Source organism: Streptomyces tailanensis, from assembly GCF_008386495.1.
In the GTDB taxonomy this organism is placed as follows: domain Bacteria; phylum Actinomycetota; class Actinomycetes; order Streptomycetales; family Streptomycetaceae; genus Streptomyces; species Streptomyces tailanensis.
Genome location: NZ_VTHJ01000078.1, coordinates 15427 through 38108 on the forward strand (window position 1 = coordinate 15427; position 22682 = coordinate 38108).

The following is a 22682-nucleotide window of genomic DNA, read 5'->3' on the forward strand; positions in this document are numbered from 1 at the left end:
CGTTCACCGGTCATGCCATCAGCCGATCACGTCGTTCCCCCGATCATATCGGGCTTGTTACTCATGGCATCGATAACATACGCTCCCCACCGTGACTGAGCCGCCCACGACCCACATCGCACCGGCCCACACCACGACCGACCCGCCCCCCGACGTCGCCACCCCCGCGCTCACCTGGGGCGCGGGGCGCCTGTACCGGCACGGCGTCCCCCATCGCATCCTGTCCGGGGCGCTGCACTACTTCCGCGTCCACCCCGACCTCTGGCGGGACCGGATCCGCCGCCTCGCCGACCTCGGACTCAACACGGTCGACACCTATGTGCCGTGGAACTTCCACCAGCCCCACGAGAACGAGCCGCCACACTTCGACGGCTGGCGGGACGTCGAGCGGTTCATCCGCACGGTGGGCGAGGAGGGCCTCGACGTCGTCGTCCGGCCAGGCCCGTACATCTGCGCCGAGTGGTCCAACGGCGGCCTGCCCAGCTGGCTCACCGCCCGCGATCTCGCGATCCGCAGCGCGGACCCGGCGTTCACCTCCGCAGTCGGCCACTGGTTCGACGAGCTGATCCCGCGCCTCGCCGCGCTCCAGACCGCCGAGGGCGGGCCCGTGTTGGCCGTGCAGGTGGAGAACGAGTTCGGCAGCTATGGCGACGACCACGCCTACCTGCGCTGGAACCGCCGGGCCCTGACGACGCGCGGCATCAGCGAACTGCTGTTCACCGCCGACGGGCCCACCGAGCTGATGCAGGACGGCGGCACCCTCCCCGGCACCCTGGCCGCCGTCACCCTGGGCTCCGAGCCCGACGCCGCCCGCCGACTCCTCGCGGCCCGACGACCGGACGAACCGTTCCTGGTCGCCGAGTTCTGGAACGGCTGGTTCGACCACTGGGGCAAACGGCACCACGTCCGAGGCGTCGACAGCGCGGTCCACACCCTCCGCGGCATCATCGCCGACGGCGGCAGCGTGAGCGTCTACATGGCCCACGGCGGCACCAACTTCGGCCTCTGGGCGGGCGCCAACGAGGACGAGGGCCGCCTACGCCCGATCGTGACGAGCTACGACTCCGACGCGCCCATCGCCGAGGACGGCACCCTCACCGCCAAGTTCTTCGCCGTACGCGAGGCCCTCGGCGCACGCGGGCCGGTGCGGTCGCCCGCACGGATGCCGACGCTCCCGCCGGCCCACGTCCCGCTCGTCCACCGCGCCGACGTGCTCCCCGGCCTCCGCGCCGTACCGGCCCCGACCACGACCGCCCCGCGCCCCGCCTCCTTCGAGCGGCTCGGCCTGGACGCGGGCATGGTCCTGCACACCGCGCACCCCCGCATCCCGGCGGGCGAACACCGGCTCGTCCTCACCGACGTACGCGACCGGGCCCTGGTCTTCGCCGACGGCGCCCTGCTCGGCGCCGCCGATCCCGATGCCCCGGAACTCCCCGTCCACGGGACCGGTGCCGTCGTACGGCTGGAGGTCCTCGTCGAGAACCTCGGCCGGGTGAACTACGGGCCCGGCATCGGCCGGCACAAGGGCCTGCTCGGTCCCGTCCTCGTCGACCGGCGCGCTGTGCAGGGCTGGGACAGTACGCCGGTCGCGCTGCAGGAGTGGTCCGGCACAGAGCTGACCGCCGCCGTCGCCGCCGGCCCCCCGATCACCCGAACGGGGTTCGCCGTCGGGACGTTCCAGGTCGACACCCCCGCGGACACCTTCTTCGCCCTGCCGGGCTCCGGCCGCGGCCTCGTCTGGGTCAACGACTTCCTCCTCGGCCGCCACTGGAAGATCGGCCCCCAGGTCACGCTGTACTGCCCGGCCCCGCTGCTGCGCCCGGGCGAGAACACCGTGACCGTACTGGAGCTGGAACGGCTCGGCGGAATCCTGGAGCTCCGGGACCGGCCCGAGTTGGGGCCGCCGGAGGAGTATGTCGAGGAGTTCGACTGAGGGGTGGACGGGTGACCGGCATTTGTCGGGCACTCCTCACTTCCCGATCACCGCTCCCACCCACGCCCCCGCGACCAGCAGACACGCGAACAGTTCCGCCAGCACACTCGACCCCCCCGACCGCATCGCCGTACGCACCGCGGCCACCGCCTCGCCGTGCCGGCCGAGCCGCAGCCGCTCGGCGAGGTAGATGCCGGCGATGAAACCGGGAATCGTGCCGAGCACCGGGACGAGGACGAAGCCCATGACGGCGCCGACACCGGCGTAGACCGCCATTCGGGGGGTGGCGCCGCTCTCTTCCAGCCGCCTGGGAGGCAGACCCCAGCGGATCGCACGCGACAGGAGCAGGACCGAGGTGGTGCCCACGAGCACCCACCAGGCGACCGGCCGGGGCTCCTCCAGGGCCCACCACATGACCGCGGCCCACACGAGCCAGGACCCCGGTACGCCGGGCACCAGTACTCCGCACAGGCCGAGCAGCAGCACCACACCGACCAGCAGGAGTTCCCACGCTCCCATCTGCCCAGGGTGCCGGACGGTGGGAGAACGCGCAGGTCATGCCGGGACACACAGCGGAATCCCAGGAACATGCCCCACACTCGGGCGACCGGCCGCCGCGCACCACGCCCCGGCCGCCCCGGCGCCGCCGGGCGGTTTCTCCTGTGGGGGGTGGCACCGCCCGGCGGTCCTACGCGGCCGGACCCGGAGGAGGCGCGGAGGAACCTCCCCTCCCTCGACTCCCTTGCCTCGCACCGGAGTTCGACGTGTGGTCCGACACGCCGTGCGGTCGTCGGCTCCGCGGCCCGATTTTCCGGATGCCCCGTTTTCATACGGCTCCTGAGGTGGACAATTAGGGGCATGAGCCAGCAGGGGGAGAGGCCGACCGGTCACGAGGACGACTGGTGGCGGCAGTTGTACGACGACGCCAAGGGGGACACGGGCCCCTCGGTCGCGGCCGATTCCCTCGACGACCGCTTCGCCTCGGCGGCGGGCACGGTAGGGAAGCAGCCGACGACTCCGTCGGAACCACCGGGCAACTGGGGAGCGGCACCGGGCAGCCCTTCGGGCGCGCCGGGCGCGGATTCGGACGGGTCAGGTCGCTGGGGCGAGCCGGGCGCGGCATCGGAGGGGTCGGGTCGCTCGGGTGTGCCCGGTGCGCGTTCGGGTCGCTCGGGTACGCCGGGCGCGGGATCGGATGGGTCGAGCCGATGGGGTGCGTCTGGCGCCGCTCCGGACGGACCGGGCCGCTCGGATGTGCCGGGCGCGGGATCGGATCTCTCGGGCCGCTCGGACCCAACGGGTGCCGGACCGGGCAGGTCGACCCCCTCGGGTGCACGAGGCGCAGAACTGGGCGCCTCCGGCCAGGCAGCGGGCGCCTCCGGCCCCACAGCCGGCGCCTCGGGGCCCCGTTCGGACCGGGTGCCCTCGCATAGCCCGCCCGGCGGAGCAGACGACCCCGGCGGAGCAGACGGCCCCGGCGGAGCAGACGGCCCCGGCGGAGCCGATGGGCCCGGTGAACTGGGCGGGTCCGGAGGGCTCGACGGGCCTGGTGAACTCGGTGGACCCAGTGAACACGGCGGGCCTGACGGACGCGGGGGGCCCGGTGAACACGGCGGACTCGGCGCGACCGGAGGATCGCGCGGGTTCAGCGGGCGCGGCCCCGGCGTCTTGGGTGGGTCGGGCGGACTGAGCGGACGAGCCGGCCGCCCAGGCGACCTTCCCGTTCCCGACCCAGACCGGGACCGGGACGTGGACCCGCACCAGGACGGGGCCCCGGCATCGGATTCCGCCCCCGACGCGCCCCCCACCCCCACCACCGACGCCCTCCGCCGCAGTGGCCTCACCCCTCAGCCCGCGCCCTGGGAGCCGCCCCCCGCGCATCCCCCCGGCCCCCGCGCCTTCCCGCCCGGACCAACCCCACCGGGCTTCCGGGCGGCCCTGCCCCAGCGCCGTAAACCCACCCAGCCACCCACGGATCAGGTCCCCGGAGCCGGAGCCGGAGCCGGAGCCGGAGCCGAGCCGTCGACCGACACGCCCAGGGGCCAGGTCCCCGGAGCCCGGCCTCCGACCGACGAGCCCTCCGATCGCACGCCCCCTCCGCCCCCGCAGTCCGGCCCGTCACGACCCTTGGCCCCGTGGGCGCGGCCGGCCACGACGTCGCCGTCCGATGGCGTCCGGTCCGAGGCCGCCCCGTCCGATGCCGTCCCGTCCGCTCCCGGCCGATCGGCGGAGCCGCCTCCCGAGCTCCCGTCCCCCGCGGACGCCCTGCCAGGCCCCGCATCCGCAGAACCCTCCGACGCCCGGCCGCCCACCCGGCTGGACCTCCCCACCCTCCAGGCGGACGAGATCACCCTGGTCACGGGCAGCCAGAAGGTGCGGGTCGACTACGTGGGCTCCGGACCGCCCACCTATGACGCCGAGCCGACCTCGTTGCCCGCGGCGGACCCGGACGACCTCGGTGACCTGGTCGCGGACACCGTGCTGGACGGGGCGCGCTACGGGACGTGCACACTGCGGGCGGCCTCCCTGCGTGGGGACTCGGCGCGCTACCGGGGCGAGCCGCGCCGGGACTCCCTGCTGACCGCCCGTTTCGGCGTGGGCGAGCAGGCCCTGGTGCTCGTGGCCATGGCGACCGGTGCCCGGGCCACCCCGGGGGCGCATCGCGCGGCGGCCGAGGCGTGCCGGTGGATCGGCGGGGCGATCGGGCGCAGCCACGCGCGGCTGGCGGAGGACATCCGGGCGGCCCGGCGCGGCGACCTGAAGTCGGGGCTGCACCGGCTCACCGACCGCGGCCTCGGCAAACTCCGCGCCAGCGCCGTGGAACAGGGCTTCGACCCGGAGGAGTACACGGCGAGCCTGCGCTGTCTGCTGCTCCCGGCCGACCCCCAGTGCCGTACCCGCGTGTTCTTCGGCGTCGGCACCGGCGGACTGTTCCGGCTGCGGGGCGGGGAGTGGCAGGACATAGAGCCACGGGTCGCCGACACGGCGGGAGCCCCGGTGGTCGGCTTCGGCTCGCTGCCGCACGAGACGCCCGAGGGCGACCGCCTCACCATGGACCTCGGCATCACGACACCTCCGAGCCCGTACGACCCCGCCCCGGCGCCGCCTCGCGAACCCTTCCGCTTCCGGGCGTCCGTGGCCCGCGAGGGCGACGTCCTGCTGCTGTGCACCGGCGGTCTCGCCGAGCCGCTGCGCGGTGAGGCCCCGCTCGCCGAGCACCTGGCGGCGCGCTGGGCGAGCGCGGAGCCGCCCGGCCTCGCCGCGTTCCTCGCCGACGCCCAGGTCAGGGTCAAGGGATACACGGACGACCGTACGGCCGCGGCCGTGTGGGAGGCATGACCGAACCCGCGACGAGCGTCAACACGACGCGTCGGCCACGACATTGGCCTGAACCAGCGCGCGATTCAGGCCAATGACCATCACAGGCCCGAGGGAGCCGATATCGGGCCGGCCGTCGCATCGTCGACTACCCGTCCGGCGTACGACTTGCATACGGCCGGGTCGGCAGCCCTGTGTGGGCTGTCGGGTCCGGCGGTCGCGGGTCCGTGCGTGACCGCGCGGTGCGGTGCCAAGCGTCGGGTTCATCGGCGTGCGCGGCGATTTCCCGGTGGGAACGGGGTGGGAAACGCTCTCACAAGGTGCCGGTAGCTGGCTTGACCCTGTGCGTTTGAAAGCGTACGGAGGGTCGTTGACGATTCGACATGAGTGCCGCGTTCCGGACGGGGCATGGATCCCCGTGTACGTGTTCGAGCCAGGAGGGGAAACGTCATCGGTGCGCGGGCGGGGGTCATGAAAAGGCAGGCACGAGGGGGCGGTCCCATGGCGATCGGGGCCTTCTCGGCACAGGAGGCGGAGGAAGCGACCGACGATGTGACGGACCAGGCCGGTGCCGGGCAGTTCAGGCGCAGACTGGGGCGGGCGGACCTCCGGGCGGTGCCCGAGGCCCGTAGAGCCCTGCGCGAGCTGTTACGGCAATGGGGGCGGCCGGGGAGATCGGAGATAGCGGAACTGCTCACCAGCGAACTGGTCACCAACGCGCTCATCCACACCGACCACGACGCGGTGCTGACCGCCACCGTCTCACCGCGCGGACTCCATGTGGAAGTACGGGACTTCGTGGGACGCAGGCCCAAGCCCCGGGTGCCGAACGCCGACGACGGCACCAGCGGACGCGGCCTCCTCCTCGTACAGTCCCTCGCCGACGCCTGGGGCGTACGGGCGCACGGCGTGGGCAAGGCGGTGTGGTTCGACCTGGACGGCGGGCTGACGTAGAGGACGCAGAGGGCAGAGGTCGTAGAGGGCAGAGGGCAGAGGGCAGAGGGCAGAGGTCGTCGAGGGCAGAGGCCGTAGAGGACGTAGATGCGCGGAAAGCGATGTGGGCAAGGCGACAACGGACAGGGGCGCGGCTCATGCCGCGCCCCTGTCCAATGGCGTGGTCCGGATCGGTCCGAACCGATTTCCATCAGCCGAACTGCTGCTCCAAGTCCTTGAGCTTGCGCTCCAGGGAGTCGAGCCGCGGCAGGGCCATGGTGTCGTCCTCCGCGGTCAGATCGACCGTGATCGACTTGTCGGAGCCGTTACGTACGGGCTGCAGGGAGGGACGGGAACGTACGGGCAGCTGTTCCGGCGTCGATATGGCAGGCTCCGAGACCGCCTGGGCCGGGACACGCTCCACGGTGGTGTCCACCTGGCGCTGGCCACCGCCACCGCCGCCACGACCGGGAAGACCCCGGTGGCCACGGCTGATGGCCTTGAGGTGGGCACGCTCCAGGCGCTCCGCCTCCCGCTTGCGCGAGCGGTTCTCCTGCTTTATGCGCTTGTCCTCGCGCACCTCGTCCACGGCCTCGTCCAGGCTGCGCACACCCTCCAGCAGCATCAGCGACCAGGCCTTGTACGTCTCGCGCGGGGCCCGCAGCCAGCGGACCACGCGGATCTGCGGCAGCGGACGCGGCACCAGGCCCTGCTCACGCAGCGCCGCCCGGCGGGTCTGCTTGAGCGCGCGGTCGAAGAGCACCGCGGCGGACATGGACATGCCGGCGAAGAACTGCGGGGCGCCGTCGTGGCCGAGGCCCCTGGGCGCGTGCACCCAGTTGAACCAGGCCGCCGCACCCGCGAACGTCCACACAAGTATGCGAGAGCCGAGGGCCGCGTCGCCGTGGCTGGCCTCGCGCACCGCGAGCACCGAACAGAACATGGCGGCGCCGTCCAGGCCGAACGGAACCAGGTACTGCCACCCATTGGTGAGGCCCAGGTTCTGTTCACCGAAGCCGACCAGGCCGCGGAAGGAGAGCGCGGCGGCGACCGCGGCACAGCAGAAGAGGAGGATGTAGGAGGCGGTGCCGTAGAGGGCCTCCTTGCGCCTGCGGCGCTCCTCGCTGCGTTCCCACGAGTCCTCGGTCTTAGCGTGCTCCCCGGAGCGCTTGCCGCGCGCGAGCACCGCCACCGCCGCCAGCATGCCCAGGAGCAGTACGGCGCCCGGAAGCAGCCAGTTCAGCGATATGTCGGTCAGTCTCATCAGGGGTCCCTTGCATTGGGATAGGGCGTAACGCCCGCCATAGTGGCCCAATCCTCGCGGCCCTCAGGGGGTTTCGGGGCAAGAGACCGCCAAAGAAGTGCAATGAGTGACGCATGACGGCATTCTGCTCGAACTACCGCGCGAGGGACGGGAGTTGAGTGCGAGTGAGATTACCCGTTCGAGTGGTTCCACGGAAAGTTCCTGCGACAAGTGAGGAAGTTGTGAACCACCTGTAACCCAACGAGGTTCCCACCCGGAGTTGATCTTACGGCACATGCCGCGGGCGATCGCCGGGGGGTCGTTCCGCGAGACGTCGCCGGCCTGCGTCGGCGGAGTCCCGAGGGACCGTCAACCGGCCGCCGGCGCCGTGAGTTTGGCGATCCGCTCCGCCTCGCAGGTGCGCGGGCAGGTGACGCAGGTGTCCTCCGGGGCCAGCGTGTAGAACATGCAGCAGCTCGCCCGGTCCCGGGTCGGCACCGACTCCCCGTCGGAGCCGGTCAGTTCACGGAAGCCCGCGGCGCCGACGTACGGCTTGGTCGCGCCCGGCAGCAGCAACTCCAGCTCGCGCCGGCACCGCTCCTGCTCGTCGGGGCCGAGGAGTTCGGCGATGTACCAGATCCCCTCGACCACCTCGTCCGTCGCCATGCCCCACAGCGCCCGCCCGCGCCGCCGCATCCGCGGCCCGAAGCCGGCCAGGACCGGCTCTATGTGCTCGGCGAACGCCGCCCGCACCTCCGCCCGCAGTGCCTCCTCGTCCGGCACCACCCTTGCCCCCGGTTCGGCGGCCGCCGGATCGCCCGGCAGGCAGCTGAACGTTTCGCCACGTACCACCAGGCGGCTCTGCTCACGATGGAACGCGACGTGCTCGGCCGGGAACCGCGGCACCCGGCGCTCCAGGAACCAGGGGACCGTGAAGAGCAGGCAGGCGTACCAGGAGTACCGGTGCAGCCCGAACGTCGCCACGACGTCCGGGCGACCCTTCTGGCCGTGGTCCCGGATGATCTGGGCCTCGTCCCACGCGAGGAACGCGTCCAGTTCCGCGCCGGCCGCCGCGAGCCCGGCGGCGGAGACCCACCCCTCACCTTCGGGCAATGGATCGGTGGGGGAGAGTTCTGTCACGCTCATCACTGGCAGTACCTCGGTCAGCCGGTCGTACGCCGCCGTCACGGGCGACGTGCGCGAACCGGGCGCCGGAGCCGGTGCTGAGAGGGGCATGCCGAGACCGCCGTTTCACCATCGCTGCCAAGTAAGGCTTACCTTACCCATGGTCGTCGAGGTTTGAACTGAAGGCATGTGCGCCTATGGTGCTTTACGACCGGTAACAACCCCAGTAGTGACCAAAGCACCTCCATGTACCACTCGGCGTACTCGAACTACTCGAACTACTCGACATCCGACTCGGCTCGGAGGAGGACCCGTGGACCAGGCCGGACCGCGCCAAGCCGCTGCGGCCTATCGAGTGCCCGCGCAGCCCGGCGTCGCCGACGTGGACCGGGAACGGGGGCGGGGTGGCACGGGCGCGGTACGGCGTGACATGGCCCCCGAGACCGAGGCCGGCGCGGCGCGGGGTGAGCACACCCACAGCGAGACGCCGATCCCGATGCCCCGGCCGGTCGTGCAGCGGGCCTCGGTGCGCGGGCAGATCCTCGACGCGCTGCGGGCCGCCCTCACCACCGGGGAACTGACGCCCGGTGAGGTGTACTCGGCTCCCGCGCTCGGCGAGCAGTTCGGGGTCTCCGCGACGCCGGTCCGCGAGGCCATGCAGCAACTGGCCATCGAGGGTGCGGTCGAGGTCGTGCCCAACCGGGGGTTCCGTGTCGTACGGCGCGGTGCCCGCGAGCTGGCCGAGCTCGCGGAGGTACGGGCGTTGCTCCAGGTGCCGGTGATTCTGCGGCTCGCGCGGACGCTGCCGGCCGACAGCTGGGCCGAGTTGCGGCCGCTCGCCGAGGAGACGGCGCGGGCGGCGTCCGCCGGGTGCCGGGCGACCTACGGCGAGGCCGATCGCGCCTTTCATCGGGGGATGCTCGGGCCGGCCGGCAACGAGCAGTTGGTGCAGGTTGCCGATGATCTTCACCGCCGTGCGCAACTGCCGCTGCATGCCGGGCCTGTGGGTGGGGGGTGTGGGGAGTTGATGGCGGACGCGGAGGAGCACATCGCGTTGGTGGATGCGTTGACCGCCGGCGATCTTGAGGCGGTGGAGTTGTTGGTGCAGAAGCATTTCGGGGTGCCGCTGGGGGGGTCGGTTTAGCGCCGTTGGGGCTGCTGGTTGTGGGCGGCTTGCGGTTGTGTGCGGCTGGTCGCGACCACGCGGCGGAGCCGCATATCAAATACAGCCCCGCGCCCCTGAAAAGCAGGGGCTGCGCCCCGCTTTTCAACGGCCCGACCTTCCCCTCAGCGGCCCCTCACGCCGTCGCCGCCGGTGGCGCCAACTGCCTTGCCAGCCAAGTCGGTACGCCGCCCAAGAGGCGGAACAGGCGGCGGGCCTCCTCGCGTAGGCGGGAGGCTTCGGGTTCGGATTCGGTGTCGGCGAGGGAGGCCAGGGCGGGGGCCGTGCCGACCAGGTAGCCCAGCTCCTCGCGGATACGGAGGGATTCGGCGAAGCCGTGCCGGGCCTCGGCCAACTCGCCGTCGCGCAGGGCGAGTCCGGCGAGGTGGCGCCAGGTGAAGGACTGCAGGAGCAGGTCGCCGTGGGCGGCGGCGCCGGCGTGGGCGCGGCGGTAGGCGGCGCGGGCGGCCTGGGGGGAGTGGGCCAGGTTCTCGGCGAGCAGACCGCGGCGGAAGTCGAGCAGGGCCCGGCCGGGCGCGCCGGGGGTGATCAGGGCGGCGGCGCGGCCCAGGGCGGCGCGCGCCTCGTCGGCCCGGTCGCGTACGCCGAGCAGCGTTGACGCGTACGCCAACTGGCCGCGTTCACAGGCCGCCGCGCCCCGCTCGTCGTCACTGCGGGCCTGCGCCTCGGCCGTACGCAGCGCGTCCTCGGCCTCCTCCCAGCCCTGCTCGGTGTAGAGACAGCGCTCGACGAGCAGCGAGGTCCGCTGGAGCGAGGCCTGTGGAGTGTCCGGTTCGAGCAGCGCGGCCGCGTCGGCCCAGCAGGCGCGTGAGCGCAGCCGCCATACCGCGGTCTGGAGTGGATCGTCGCCGGCGGTCGTTCCGTCACCAGACATGGCGGTATGCGCCACGTTGCCCTCCCCAGGGTCCTGTCCTTCGGATCAGATCGGCGTCGCGGGGCTTGGCACGCACATCTGCGGCGTTGTCGTCGGTCGCCGACGCTCCGCGTCGCCTGCCGCGGTAGCGGCTGATCAACACGGCTCCTCCGCCTTGCAGCTGCACGCACCAAGCCCCGCTCACCGGTAGCGGCCAGGCACCGTTCCCCGACTCCGACCTGATCCGAAGGACAGGCCCAGCACACCGTTGAGCTTTGAGTGGTGGCCGCATCTCAGCACGAATATCGGGGCCCGGCCAAGGGGTGCGTGTGAAAGTTTTCACGTACGCTAGGCTGCCGCGGCCGATTCGGGAGCCCTTTGAAGGCGTCCCAATGACCTCAGCTCATCCGTAGTGCCAGGAAGAAGTCCAGCTTGTCCTCCAGGCGGGAGAGGTCCCGGCTCGTCAACTGTTCGATGCGGCCCACCCGGTAGCGCAGTGTGTTGACGTGCAGGTGGAGGCGGGAGGCGCAGCGGGTCCAGGAGCCGTCGCACTCCAGGAACGCCTCCAGGGTGGGGATCAGTTCGGCGCGGTGGCGGCGGTCGTAGTCGCGGAGCGGGTCGAGGAGGCGGGCGGTGAAGGCCCGGCGGACGTCGTCGGGGACGAAGGGGAGCAGGAGGACGTGGGAGGCCAGTTCCTGGTGGCCCGCCGCGCAGACCCGGCCCACGCGCGCCGCCGCCACCCGGCGTGCGTGCCGGGCCTCCTCCAGGGCGCCGCGCAGGCCCTCGGCCGAGTGCACCGCCGCGCTGACGCCCAGCGTGAGCCGTCCGTCGTCGTCGAGGCCGGCCGTCAGGGGGTCCCGTACGGCGGCGAGCAGGGTGTCGGCGTGGATGCCGGACTCGGAGCCGTCGTGCTCTGTGGAGACCGCGGGAAGGGGGACGAGGGCGACGGCCTCGTCGCCCGTGTGGGCGACGGCGATACGGTCCGAGTGCTCGGGTCCCGTGGCCAGCGGGTCCACGAGGATCTCCTCCAGGAGCGCCTGGGCGACCGCGCCACCGTCGAGCCGCCCGGACTGCCCGGCCTCGGCCTCCCATTCGACCCGCGCCACGACCACCTGCCAGTGCGGCGCTGCCCCGAGGCCGGGCAGCAGCACCGGCGCGGCGACCCGCAGCCGGGCCGCGATCTCGGCCGGGGCCGCCCCGGCCTGCACCAGCTCCAGGACCTCCTGGGCGAGCCGTCGCCGTACCGTACGGGCCGCGTCGCGGCGGTCCCGCTCGACCGCGATCAGCTGGGTGACGCCGTACAGCAGGTCGAGCCGCTCGGCGGGCCAGTCCCCGGCGTCGGCCTCGACCGCGAGCAGCCAGTCGGAGAGGACGCATCCGCGCACATCGCGCGCGGGCGTCGTGCTCGCGGTGCGGCCCGCGCTGCTGATCGGGAACAGCGAGTAGGTCGTGGTGCCGACGGCCACGCGGTGCGGGCCGCGGCGCCCCGTGCGCGTCGCCGCCAGGTGCTCGGCGGCCAGCCGCGCGCACAGTTCGGGGGACAGCGGGGGTCCGGAGACCTTGGGGCCCGCGATGAGGCGGCCGGTGGGGGAGAGCACCCAGGCCCTGAGGTCCAGGTCGGAGCCGAGCAGGTCCAGGACGACGTCCGGACCGCCGCCCGCCGGGCCGGAGGTCATCATCCGGCGGTGCCGGTCCACCACGGCCGCCAGATCCCCGGCGCGCTCGCCCGAGACCTGCCGCACGACGTGCTCGGTGATCGTCGCGAAGGCCACCGACTCGTTGACCGCGAACAGCGGCAGCCGGTGCCGGGCGCAGGCCACGACGAGGTCCTCCGGGATGTCGCCCAGCTCGGCCTCGCCGGCGGCCAGGGCGGTGACCCCGGCGCCCACCAGGATTCGTACGAAGGGCTCGGAGTCGGCGGCGTCATGGCGCCAGGCCAGACCGGTGAGCACCAGCTCACCGCCGGAGAGGTAGCGGCTGGGGTCCCTGAGGTCGGTGGTCATCACACCGCGCACGGTGCGGTCCAGCTCGTCCTCGCCGCCGAGCAGCCGCAGCCCCAGCGCGTCGGTGTCCAGCAGTGCGCGCAGGCGCATTCTCGTCGCCGCCGTTCCTGTCTCGTACGCGGGATGTGTTCTGGATGTTTCCAGCGAAAAACACCGAGGTTGCCGATGGCCTCCGTTCATACGAATCTACAAGATGAGCTCCTTGGCCAGCCAACTCCTTCATGCTTTCCGTGACTGACCGGGGCGGAGTACGGCGCTGTGTACTGACGGCAGGTCACGTGAACAGCACAGGAACGAGCCGGGCCCGCCGCACATGATCTGGCTCAAAGCGAACGACCACGAGAAGAAAGAAGAGAGCCGGTCGCATGGACTTCCTTCGCCCCGCCAGCTGGGAGGAGGCGCTCGCCGCGAAGGCCGAGCACCCCACCGCTGTGCCGATCGCCGGCGGCACCGATGTGATGGTCGAGATCAACTTTGACCACCGTCGTCCCGAGTATCTGCTCGACCTCACCCGCATCGGCGAGCTCTACGAGTGGGAGATCGGCGAGGAAACGGTTCGGCTGGGCGCGTCCGTCCCCTACACCCGGATCATGGAGGACCTTCGTCCCGAACTGCCCGGCCTCGCTCTGGCCTCGCACACGGTGGCCTCCCCGCAGATTCGCAACCGCGGCGGCGTCGGCGGCAACCTCGGCACCGCCTCCCCGGCCGGCGACGCCCACCCGGCCCTTCTCGCGGCGGGCGCCGAGGTCGAGGCCGAGTCCGTACGGGGCTCCCGGCTCATCCCCATCGACGACTTCTACACCGGCGTCAAGCGCAACGCCCTCGCGCCCGACGAGCTGATCCGGGCCGTCCACATCAAGAAGGCGGACGGACCGCAGCAGTACTCCAAGGTCGGCACGCGCAACGCCATGGTGATCGCGGTGTGCGCCTTCGGCCTCGCCCTGCACCCGTCCTCACGGACCGTCCGCACCGGCATCGGCTCGGCCGCGCCGACCCCCGTCCGGGCCAAGACCGCCGAGGAGTTCCTGAACGCGGCGCTCGACGAGGGCGGCTTCTGGGACAACGGAAAGATCATCACCCCGTCGGTCGCCAAGCGGTTCGCGGACCTGTGCGCCGCCGCCTGCAACCCGATCGACGACGTACGCGGCACCGCGAGCTACCGCCGCCACGCGGTCGGCGTCATGGCCCGCCGCACGCTGATGTGGACCTGGGAGTCGTACCGCGGCACCGCCGCTCGCACGGAGGGAGTCGCCTGATGCGCGTCAACTTCACTGTCAACGGTCGTCCGCAGGAAGCCGATGACGTGTGGGAGGGCGAGTCGCTTCTGTATGTCCTGAGGGAACGGCTCGGGCTTCCGGGTTCGAAGAACGCCTGCGAGCAGGGTGAGTGCGGGTCCTGCACGGTTCGGCTCGACGGTGTGCCCGTGTGTTCGTGTCTCGTCGCGGCGGGGCAGGTGGAAGGCCGGGAGGTCGTCACCGTCGAGGGGCTCGCGGACTACGCCAAGGAGCGGTCCTGCGGCACCTCGCTCCAGGACGCCCAGCACTGGTCGGCCCAGGGGCAGGACTCCCAGACCGGCGAGGGCACCGAACTCGCCCCGATCCAGCAGGCGTTCATCGACGCCGGAGCCGTCCAGTGCGGCTTCTGCACGCCCGGTCTGCTCGTCGCCGCCGACGAGATGCTGGAGCGCCACCCGGACCCGTCCGACGCGGACATCCGCGAGGCGCTGTCGGGCAACCTGTGCCGCTGCACCGGCTACGAGAAGATCATGGACGCGGTCCGCCTCGCGGCCGCCCGGCAGTCCGAGGGGGTCTGAGCATGGGAACCACCGGCCTGCCCACCAACATCACCCAGGGCTCCCGCACCAAGGGCGGCATCGGCGAGTCCACGCTCCGCCCGGACGGCACCCTCAAGGTCACCGGCGAGTTCGCGTACTCGTCCGACATGTGGCACGAGGACATGCTCTGGGGCCAGATCCTGCGCTCCCCGGTCGCGCACGCCGAGATCGTCTCCATCGACACGGCCGAGGCCCTCGCCACGCCCGGCGTCTACGCCGTCATGACCTACGACGACCTGCCGACCGAGGTGAGGAACTACGGTCTGGAGATCCAGGACACCCCGGTCCTCGCCCACGGCAAGGTCCGCCACCACGGTGAGCCCGTCGCGATCGTCGCCGCCGACCACCCGGAGACCGCACGCCGCGCCGCCGCCAAGATCAAGGTGGAGTACAAGGAACTGCCGGTCATCACGGACGAGGCGTCCGCGACCGCGCCGGACGCGGTCCTGATCCACGAGGGCCGCACCGACCTCCCCCAGTCTCAGCTTCGTTCGACCGGGGGGACCCCCACCATCGGGCACGTTCCACACCCGAACATCCTCCACCGTCAGCCGATCATCCGCGGTGACGTTTCCGCGGGCCGGGAGCGCGCGGACGTCATCGTCGAGGGCGAGTACGTCTTCGGCATGCAGGACCAGGCCTTCCTCGGTCCGGAATCCGGCCTCGCGGTCCCTGCCGAGGACGGCGGCGTCGACCTCTACATCGCCACCCAGTGGCTGCACTCCGACCTGCGCCAGATCGCACCCGTCCTCGGCCTGCCCGAGGACAAGGTCCGCATGACACTGTCCGGCGTGGGCGGTGCTTTCGGTGGCCGCGAGGATCTGTCGATGCAGATCCACGCCTGCCTGCTCGCCCTGCGCACCGGCAAGCCGGTGAAGATCGTCTACAACCGCTTCGAGTCCTTCTTCGGCCATGTCCACCGCCACCCCGCGAAGCTGTACTACGAGCACGGGGCGACGAAGGACGGCAAGCTCACCCACCTGAAGGCCCGGATTGTCCTGGACGGCGGCGCGTACGCCTCCGCCTCCCCGGCCGTCGTCGGCAACGCCGCCTCCCTCGGCGCGGGCCCGTACGTCATCGACGACGTCGACATCGAGGCCCTCGCCCTCTACACCAACAACCCGCCCTGCGGCGCCATGCGCGGCTTCGGCGCGGTCCAGGCATGCTTCGCCTACGAGGCGCAGATGGACAAGCTGGCCGCGAAGCTGGGCATGGACCCGGTGGAGTTCCGGCAGATCAACGCCATGGAGCAGGGCACCGCCCTGCCGACCGGCCAGATCGTCGACTCCCCGGCCCCGGTCGCCGAACTCCTGCGCCGCGTCAAGGCGATGCCCCTGCCGCCCGAGCAGCAGTGGCTCACGGCCGGCGAGGCCGCGGACGTACGGCAGCTGCCGGGCGGCCTGTCCAACACCACGCACGGCGAGGGCGTCGTACGCGGCATCGGCTACGCGGTCGGCATCAAGAACGTCGGCTTCTCCGAGGGCTTCGACGACTACTCGACGGCGCGGGTGAGGATGGAGGTCGTCGGCGGCGAACCGGTGGCGACTGTGCACACCGCGATGGCGGAGGTCGGCCAGGGCGGTATCACCGTCCACGCGCAGATCGCCCGCACCGAGCTGGGTGTCACCCACGTGACCATCAACCCGGCGGACACCCAGGTGGGTTCGGCCGGTTCGACGTCCGCGTCGCGCCAGACGTACGTCACCGGCGGCGCCGTGAAGCACTCCTGTGAGCTCGTCCGGGAGAAGGTCCTGGAGATCGGCCGCCGCAAGTTCGGCTCGTACCACCCCGCTTGGGCGACCGCCGAGCTGCTCCTGGAGGGCGGCAAGGTCGTCACCGATGGCGGGGAAGTGCTGGCCGACCTGGTGGACGTACTCGGCGACGAGGCCGTCGAGGTCGAGGAGGAGTGGCGGCACCGGCCGACCGAACCCTTCGACCTGCGCACCGGCCAGGGCTTCGGCCACGTCCAGTACTCCTTCGCCGCGCACCGGGCGGTCGTCGAGGTCGACACCGAGCTGGGCATGGTCAAGGTCGTCGAACTGGCCTGCGCCCAGGACGTCGGCAAGGCCCTCAACCCGCTCTCCGTCCTCGGCCAGATCCAGGGCGGCACGACCCAGGGCCTCGGCATCGCGGTCATGGAGGAGATCGTCGTGGACCCGAAGACGGCGAAGGTCCGCAACCCTTCCTTCACGGACTACCTGATCCCCACGATCCTCGACACGCCGACCATCCCCGTCGACGTGCTCGAACTCGCCGACGACCACGCCCCGTACGGCCTGCGAGGCGTCGGCGAGGCCCCGACCTTGTCATCGACTCCGGCTGTTCTTGCGGCCATTCGGAACGCGACGGGGTTGGAGCTGAACAGGACGCCGGTAAGGCCCGAACACCTCACGGGTACGGAGTAACTCCGCCCCCGGGTACCGTTCGCGCAACCGCCCGCCTGCGAAGGAGACCGAGAGATGCTGGACATCGCCGAAGAGCTGCACCGGTGGGTCGAGCAGGGACGTGACTTCGCCGTGGCCACCGTGGTGGCCGTCGGCGGCAGCGCGCCCCGCCGGCCGGGCGCCGCCCTCGCGGTGGACGCCGACGGCACGGCGATCGGCTCGGTCTCCGGCGGGTGCGTGGAGGGCGCCGTCTACGACCTGTGCCGGCAGGCGCTGGCGGACGGCGAGCCGGTCCTCGAACGCTTCGGCTACAGCGACGAGGACGCCTTCGCGGTGGGTCTGACCTGCGGTGGAATCATCGACATCCTCGTCACACCGGTCCGGGTCGGCGACCCTGTCCGCCGGGTTGTCGCCGCCGCGCTGGCCGCCGCCGCGAACGGGGAGGCGGCCGCGGTCGCCCGGATCGTCTCCGGCCCGGCGGAACTGCGCGGCCGAGCCCTCCTGACCCGTCCCGACGGCTCCTACGACGGCGGCTTCGGCGCCCACCCCGAGCTCGACCGCACGGTCGCCGCCGAGGCCCGTGCCTTCCTGGACGCCGGGCGCACCGGCACCCTGGAGATCGGAGAGCAGGGCTCACACTGTGGAGCACCGCTCACGGTTCTGGCCGAGTCCTCCGTCCCCCCGCCCCGGATGATCGTCTTCGGTGCCATCGACTTCGCGTCGGCACTGGTCCGTATCGGCAAGTTTCTCGGCTACCACGTGACGGTGTGCGACGCGCGCCCCGTCTTCACGACGAAGGCCCGCTTCCCTGAGGCCGACGAGATCGTCGTCGAGTGGCCCCACACGTACCTGGAGCGGACGTCGGTCGACGCCCGCACGGTCCTCTGCGTCCTCACCCACGACGCCAAGTTCGACATACCGCTGCTGAAGCTGGCCCTCCGCCTGCCCGTCGCCTACGTAGGCGCCATGGGCTCCCGCCGAACCCACCTCGACCGCAACGACCGCCTACGCCGAGCAGGCGTCACCGAACTGGAGTTGGCCCGCCTCCGCTCTCCCATCGGCCTCGACCTCGGCGCCCGCACCCCGGAGGAGACGGCCCTGTCCATCGCCGCCGAGATCGTCGCCAACCGGCGCGGCGGAAGCGGCGTCTCACTCACCGGGGCGCATACGCCGATCCACCATGATGTGACGTCGGGACCCGCGGGGCGGATCGGGTCGGTGGCCTGAGGGCCTGGACTTGCCCAAGGCGATCAGCTCACCGGAGCGGATCGTCCGTCAGGATGCGTTCCAGGGATCGCTGACCCATCTGACTCATGGACGGGTTGCTGTCGACGTAGTACCAGACCAACCCCATCGCTTGTACGAAAGCCCATGCCTCGCCCCGTCGCCATTCAAGATCGTCGCACCTCAGGCGATCGCGGAGAATCCGCCGCGGTTCAGCGTCGAGCAGATGCCACGCGCTCACGAGGTCCAGGGAAGGGTCGGCCGGCCCGAAGCCGCCCACGTCAAGAACCCCCGCCAGCCGGCCGGCGGACACGAGCACGTTGCCGGGAATCAGGTCGCAGTGGGTCATCACATCCCCTGCTGCACCGCGCGGCAGTTCGCGCAACGTTGCCCACAAACGGCGAAGCCGCGGAACGTCCAGGAGCTGCTCGCTGTGTTCGAAGCAGGTCTCCATCCATGCGTCGTGGGATTGGAGGTCTCCGCCCCGGCCTGTGCCGGCAAAGGTGCGGCCACGGGTGTCGATCACGCGTAGATCGCCGATGAAATCGGCCAAGTCGTGGGCAAACGCCACCGATTCGCCTGGATCCTCGTCGGTGGCCACGGCCCCGGGGAGCCACGTCTGCACCGACCACGGAAGGGGATAGCCTGCCCCGGGTTCGCCGAGCGCGACCGGCTCAGGCGTGGGGAAACGTGTGCGACCTACCAACTCGCGAGCCGCTTCCGCCTCGGACTCCAGCCATCGCCGCGTTGATTCGATGTCTGCGGACTCAAGAGGCAATCGAGCTGTGTACCGATCGCCGATGCGGAAGATGGCGTTGACCGTGCCCTGGGAAGCGATGCTCCTGACCGGTAAGCTCCGCCATTCGGGAAACTGCTGATCCACCAACACGCGCACCGTCTCAGGCGACACCGTCAGCTGGTTGGCATGCATCTTCACGGCGGAAGCATCCGGCGTCGCGATCTTCAACCGCAACCCATTTTCGTCGCGCGACCTTGTCTTGCTGGTCCGGCGCGTGGTGGGGCGCCGGCTGCGGCTGCCGGGGATCGCGGATGCTCCCCGTGAAGGCGAACGGCACGCCCGCGTTCGCCCAGTACCGACCGGCCGAGGACGGCAACGGCTGGACCCCGTGGGGCATCACGCTGCTGGAGATCAACGACGGCCGGATCGGCACCATGACCAACCACATGGATACCGAGCGGCTGCTCCCGTTGCTTGTTCTTCAACCTTCGCCCGGGTCGTACGGCGGTGACGGTTGGTTCCAGACGGCGTCGGACCGGCTGACGATCTGTCGGAGTTCGCGAGCGCTTCGCGGCGACATGGCCTGCATCACGGCATCGAGGAGAGCACGGGATTCGAGGGGATTGCCGCAGCAGTACCAGTGGACGTTACCCCACTGGTAGTCATGCCACAGCTGGTGCTCGGGGCGGTGGACGTAGTCCCTCCACAGGCGCATGGCCGCGCTGACGTCTCCTGGCTGCAGATAGTTGCGGGTGCGTTCGAGACGGAAGATCTCGGACAGCGCACGCGAGGACAAGCCGTCGATGACCGGCGTCGCTTCCAGTGCCTGTTGTGGCACTGGTGTCCGGTGGCGGCGAATGCCGGCCCGGATGTGTCGTGGCCGTCTACGCGGCATGGACCTTTCGGTTCGTCGTCATACCGTACATCGTGCCACGATCTCGAACGGTGTCGAACGGGTTAGCTCGCTGGGGGTTGGCCGGACGTGCGGGCGGCCTTCGTCCGATCATGTGCCTGACGCGCGCTGGCACCAAACCCGATGGCTGCCGCTTCCGGGGCGCTGCGAGGCGCAAGGGCAGTACAACGCATGCCCCCGTCCTTGTCCCCCGCAGGGACGGGTACAGCGCCCCGGTGGGGGAGCGTGCCGGGCGCCGCTGGTGCTGTGCGGGACTTTCACAACACCCCCTGGTTGCGGCCCTGTACTTGTGCCTTGACCGAGGGGGGCCGCAGAGTTGACCGTCTGCGGTACGGCAACAACGCGACGGGGCGGACAGTTGAGCGCGGTGAACATCGAGCAGGGTGCGGGCGAGGGCGACGGCATGGACGAGGGGCCGGACGGCGGTAGGGGCCCGGATGTGGGCGACGGGGCCGAGGGGCCGGGCGCGGATGACGGCGGTGCTGCGGGCTCGGGCGTGGAGGACGGGACGACCGGGGCCGGAGGCGCCGGCACCCGTGACAGGAGGCGGCTGTCGACAGCGGCGACGACCGTCCTGGGCCTCTTCCTCCTGGTCGACGTCGTCTTCGTGTGCGGTGCCCTGGTGAGCCTCTGGCCGGTGGTGCTGGCGACGGTCGAACCCGGGGCGGACGCCACGGCACCCACCGCGCGATGGGCGCCCTTCGGCCTCGGTGACTGGTCGCTGACCGCCGACACCGCGATGCTGCTCGCCGTGGTGGTGTGCAGCGCGCTCGGCAGCTTCGTCCACGCGGCCACGTCCTTCGCGACGTACGTCGGCAACCGGCGGCTCTACGCGAGCTGGCTGTGGTGGTACCTGCTGCGGGCCGGAATCGGTGTGGCGCTGGCGCTGCTGGTGTACATGCTGCTCCGCGGCGGCCTGTTCGCCGGCAGTTCCGGCGCCGGGGCGACCAACCCGTACGGCTTCTCCGGCATTGCCGGGCTGTGCGGACTCTTCTCCAAGCAGGCAACCGACAAGCTCCGCGAGATCTGCGACACCCTCCTCAGCACGACGGGCGACGGCGACCGCGACCGCCGCGACGGCCTGGCCGCCGCCGCCCGTAACGGGGATCCGGACCCGGGCAAGCCCTGACTCCGGAGGTCACGTCAGCCGGGCTTGCGCGCCAGCACGTACGCCTGCGGGGTCCTCTCCTTCTCCCCTTCCGCCTCCCGCACCAGCCGGGCGCCTCGACCAGACCGGCGTCGGTCAACAGCCCGGCGATCCGGTCCGGCGGACAGCGGTAGACGTCGAGGTCGAGATCGTGGCCGTACGCGTGCGACAGGTGGACGGACTCGTCGCCGACCTTGAACGCCATGAGCAGCAGGCCGCCGGGAGCGAGTACGCGGCGGAACTCACGGAAGACGACGGGGAGTTCGGCCGGAGGGGTGTGCACCGTGGAGTACCAGGAGACCGCGCCGGCCAGCGAGTCGTCCTGGAGGTCGAGCGCGGTCGCCGTGCCGACGTCGAAGCGGAGCCGGGGATGGGCCCAGCGGGCCACGGTCACCATCTCCGGCGACAGATCGATGCCGAAGACGTCGAGCCCGAGCTCGGCCAGATGCCCGGTGATCCGCCCAGGCCCGCATCCCAGATCCGCGACGGGCCCGCCTCCGCCGCCCAGCACCCGCTCGGCGAACACCCCCAACATGGCTCTGTCGAACGGGCTGTTCGCCAACTCCTCCCGGAGGAGCGTCTCGTAGTCGGCGGCGACGGTGTCGTAGGACGCTCGGGTGGTGTGGAGGTGATCGGTCATACTCGGGACAGTAGACGGAGGGTCTGACAGTGGCCCCGATCCCCAACCGACGGCGGCGATCTCCGGGTTCACCCCCTGGCCGGAGTCTCCGGTCCCCTCAACAACCCGTCCACCGCCCGCCCGAACATCCGCCGAGCCAGCCACCCCAGCGGCCGGTCGAAGACCCCCGGCAGCCACCGCAGCCGCAGATCCTCGCGCCACCGCACCCGCGAGGCTCCATCGGCGTACGGACGGACCTCGATCACCTCGATCTCCGCCCACCCCGTGACGAACGAACCGTGCTTGGCGAGGCGGCAGACCCCCGGCTCCCCGCCCCCCGGCGGCCGCCAGACCACCACCTCCATCGGATCGTCGAAGGCGAGCGGCCCTACACCACTGCGGGCCACGAACACCGTGCCCTCGCCGGTCGGCGGAGGCGTCCGCACGGTGACGCGGGTCAGCGGACGACGTCGGCGTGCCGGGGCTAGTCGGTGAGCCGGCGCCAGGCAGCCTTGGTGGGGAGTGAGGTCAGGCGTTCCAGGGTGAAGAGGACCACGCGGTTGATCGTAAGTGAACGATCAAGACATGAAGGGCGCGGCGGACGCGGTCATCGGCCTACCGCGCTCAGTCGGAGGCGGCGCCGAACCACTGTGCCAGTCGGCTGAGCAGCTCTCCCTGATCCTCCCCGACCCACGCCACGTGCCCGTCCGGCCGCAACAGCACGGCGGGCACGTCGAGTTCCTCGCTGACGTCGACGACGTGGTCGACCCGGTCGGCCCAGCCCGCCACCGAGAGTCGGCCGGTCTGGTCGAGGAGCAGTCCGCGGCCGCCGTGCATCAGCTCGTAGAGGCGCCCGCGCTTGAGCTTCACGTCCCGCAGCCGCCGGCCGAGCAGTTCGTGGCCCTCGCCGAAGTCGTAGCGGACCCCGATCGCGGTGATCTTCTCGGTCAGGTAACCGGTTCACCTCGTTGAGGTCCATCAGTTTCGACACCAGCCGCCGCACGGCCTGGGCGCCCGGCTCGGTGGACATCAGCTCCATCTGCGCGCGGGTGTTCTCCAGTACGTCGGTGGCCACCGGGTGCCGTTCCGTCTCTTGACTTGTACTCCCTCCTGAAGGAGGGAGATTCTGGCCGTCCCGCTCGTTGCTGCGCCGCTACGCGGCGCAGGTCTCGGGCGGGATTCCGTGACTTCCTGTTTCATCGCGCTGTGCCAGAACGGGTTCTGGTCTTAT

Annotated in this window: 16 protein-coding genes and 3 pseudogenes; 10 read left to right on the forward strand and 9 right to left on the reverse strand. The window is 71.4% G+C overall.

Annotated elements, in window-relative coordinates; translation table 11 throughout:
* Nucleotides 1-91 precede the first annotated feature (91 nt).
* Entirely contained in the window at nt 92-1933 is a 1842-nt protein-coding gene (locus tag F3T56_RS39995) for a glycoside hydrolase family 35 protein (RefSeq protein WP_149830379.1), read from the forward strand.
* A gap of 36 nt (nt 1934-1969) precedes the next feature.
* Here F3T56_RS39995 and F3T56_RS40000 read toward each other — a convergent pair whose 3' ends face one another.
* Nucleotides 1970-2452: a DUF456 domain-containing protein gene (locus tag F3T56_RS40000; RefSeq protein ID WP_149830380.1), complete on the reverse strand. Its 483-nt coding sequence runs from the start codon at nt 2450-2452 to the stop codon at nt 1970-1972.
* Nucleotides 2453-4060: 1608 nt separating this feature from the next.
* On the opposite strand from F3T56_RS40000, the gene F3T56_RS49540 reads away from it, so the two are divergent.
* Nucleotides 4061-5272 (forward strand): protein phosphatase 2C domain-containing protein, encoded by a 1212-nt coding sequence (locus F3T56_RS49540; protein ID WP_281291960.1) that lies wholly within the window; start codon nt 4061-4063, stop codon nt 5270-5272.
* Nucleotides 5273-5752: 480 nt separating this feature from the next.
* The gene (locus F3T56_RS40015; RefSeq protein ID WP_149830381.1) at nt 5753-6205 is read left to right on the forward strand and encodes an ATP-binding protein; all 453 of its coding nucleotides are present in this window, start codon (nt 5753-5755) and stop codon (nt 6203-6205) included.
* Between the two features lie 190 nt (nt 6206-6395).
* On the opposite strand, the gene F3T56_RS40020 is transcribed toward F3T56_RS40015, so the two are convergent.
* Both F3T56_RS40020 and F3T56_RS40025 read right to left on the reverse strand, forming a co-directional pair.
* Nucleotides 6396-7448, reverse strand: coding sequence for a DUF2637 domain-containing protein (locus tag F3T56_RS40020; RefSeq protein WP_149830382.1), 1053 nt, complete (start codon nt 7446-7448; stop codon nt 6396-6398).
* A gap of 348 nt (nt 7449-7796) precedes the next feature.
* Nucleotides 7797-8663 (reverse strand): (2Fe-2S)-binding protein, encoded by an 867-nt coding sequence (locus tag F3T56_RS40025; protein WP_172639369.1) that lies wholly within the window; start codon nt 8661-8663, stop codon nt 7797-7799.
* A gap of 202 nt (nt 8664-8865) precedes the next feature.
* On the opposite strand from F3T56_RS40025, the gene F3T56_RS40030 reads away from it, so the two are divergent.
* Nucleotides 8866-9696: a GntR family transcriptional regulator gene (locus F3T56_RS40030; protein ID WP_246204331.1), complete on the forward strand. Its 831-nt coding sequence runs from the start codon at nt 8866-8868 to the stop codon at nt 9694-9696.
* A gap of 154 nt (nt 9697-9850) precedes the next feature.
* Here F3T56_RS40030 and F3T56_RS40035 read toward each other — a convergent pair whose 3' ends face one another.
* A complete protein-coding gene (locus F3T56_RS40035) occupies nt 9851-10624 on the reverse strand; it encodes a hypothetical protein (RefSeq protein WP_149830384.1) in 774 nt (257 codons plus the stop codon).
* A 362-nt stretch (nt 10625-10986) separates the two neighbouring features.
* Nucleotides 10987-12681, reverse strand: a complete 1695-nt coding sequence (locus tag F3T56_RS40040) for a PucR family transcriptional regulator (RefSeq protein ID WP_149830385.1) — start codon at nt 12679-12681, stop codon at nt 10987-10989.
* 275 nt (nt 12682-12956) lie between these two features.
* Between F3T56_RS40040 and F3T56_RS40050 the strand changes: the two genes are divergently transcribed.
* From F3T56_RS40050 to F3T56_RS40065, 4 genes are read left to right on the forward strand one after another with little or no spacing between them, the layout of a single operon-like run.
* Nucleotides 12957-13847 (forward strand): FAD binding domain-containing protein, encoded by an 891-nt coding sequence (locus F3T56_RS40050; RefSeq protein WP_149830386.1) that lies wholly within the window; start codon nt 12957-12959, stop codon nt 13845-13847.
* A complete protein-coding gene (locus tag F3T56_RS40055; RefSeq protein ID WP_149830387.1) occupies nt 13847-14404 on the forward strand; it encodes a (2Fe-2S)-binding protein in 558 nt (185 codons plus the stop codon). Before F3T56_RS40050 ends, F3T56_RS40055 begins: the two co-directional genes overlap by 1 nt.
* Before the next feature lie 2 nt (nt 14405-14406).
* On the forward strand, nt 14407-16830 hold the full coding sequence (locus tag F3T56_RS40060) for a xanthine dehydrogenase family protein molybdopterin-binding subunit (RefSeq protein WP_149830388.1): 2424 nt from the start codon (nt 14407-14409) through the stop codon (nt 16828-16830).
* 54 nt (nt 16831-16884) lie between these two features.
* Nucleotides 16885-18036 carry an XdhC family protein gene (locus F3T56_RS40065; protein WP_149830389.1) on the forward strand — a complete coding sequence of 384 codons (1152 nt, stop codon included), beginning with the start codon at nt 16885-16887 and terminating at the stop codon, nt 18034-18036.
* A 28-nt stretch (nt 18037-18064) separates the two neighbouring features.
* On the opposite strand, the gene F3T56_RS40070 is transcribed toward F3T56_RS40065, so the two are convergent.
* A complete protein-coding gene (locus F3T56_RS40070) occupies nt 18065-18970 on the reverse strand; it encodes an aminoglycoside phosphotransferase family protein (RefSeq protein WP_216373068.1) in 906 nt (301 codons plus the stop codon).
* 113 nt (nt 18971-19083) lie between these two features.
* On the opposite strand from F3T56_RS40070, the gene F3T56_RS48815 reads away from it, so the two are divergent.
* Nucleotides 19084-19434: a hypothetical protein gene (locus F3T56_RS48815; protein WP_246204332.1), complete on the forward strand. Its 351-nt coding sequence runs from the start codon at nt 19084-19086 to the stop codon at nt 19432-19434.
* Nucleotides 19435-20052: 618 nt separating this feature from the next.
* Complete coding sequence (locus F3T56_RS40085) at nt 20053-20814, forward strand: hypothetical protein (protein ID WP_246204333.1); 762 nt, start codon at nt 20053-20055, stop codon at nt 20812-20814.
* A 14-nt stretch (nt 20815-20828) separates the two neighbouring features.
* On the opposite strand, the pseudogene F3T56_RS40090 reads toward F3T56_RS40085, so the two are convergent.
* From F3T56_RS40090 to F3T56_RS40100, 3 pseudogenes are all read right to left on the reverse strand, one after another.
* Nucleotides 20829-21472: pseudogene (locus tag F3T56_RS40090) on the reverse strand (class I SAM-dependent DNA methyltransferase).
* A 68-nt stretch (nt 21473-21540) separates the two neighbouring features.
* Nucleotides 21541-22007, reverse strand: a pseudogene (locus F3T56_RS40095) (SRPBCC family protein).
* Between the two features lie 68 nt (nt 22008-22075).
* A pseudogene (locus F3T56_RS40100) lies at nt 22076-22544 on the reverse strand (aromatic-ring hydroxylase C-terminal domain-containing protein); the annotation flags it as partial.
* Nucleotides 22545-22682: the final 138 nt, after the last annotated feature.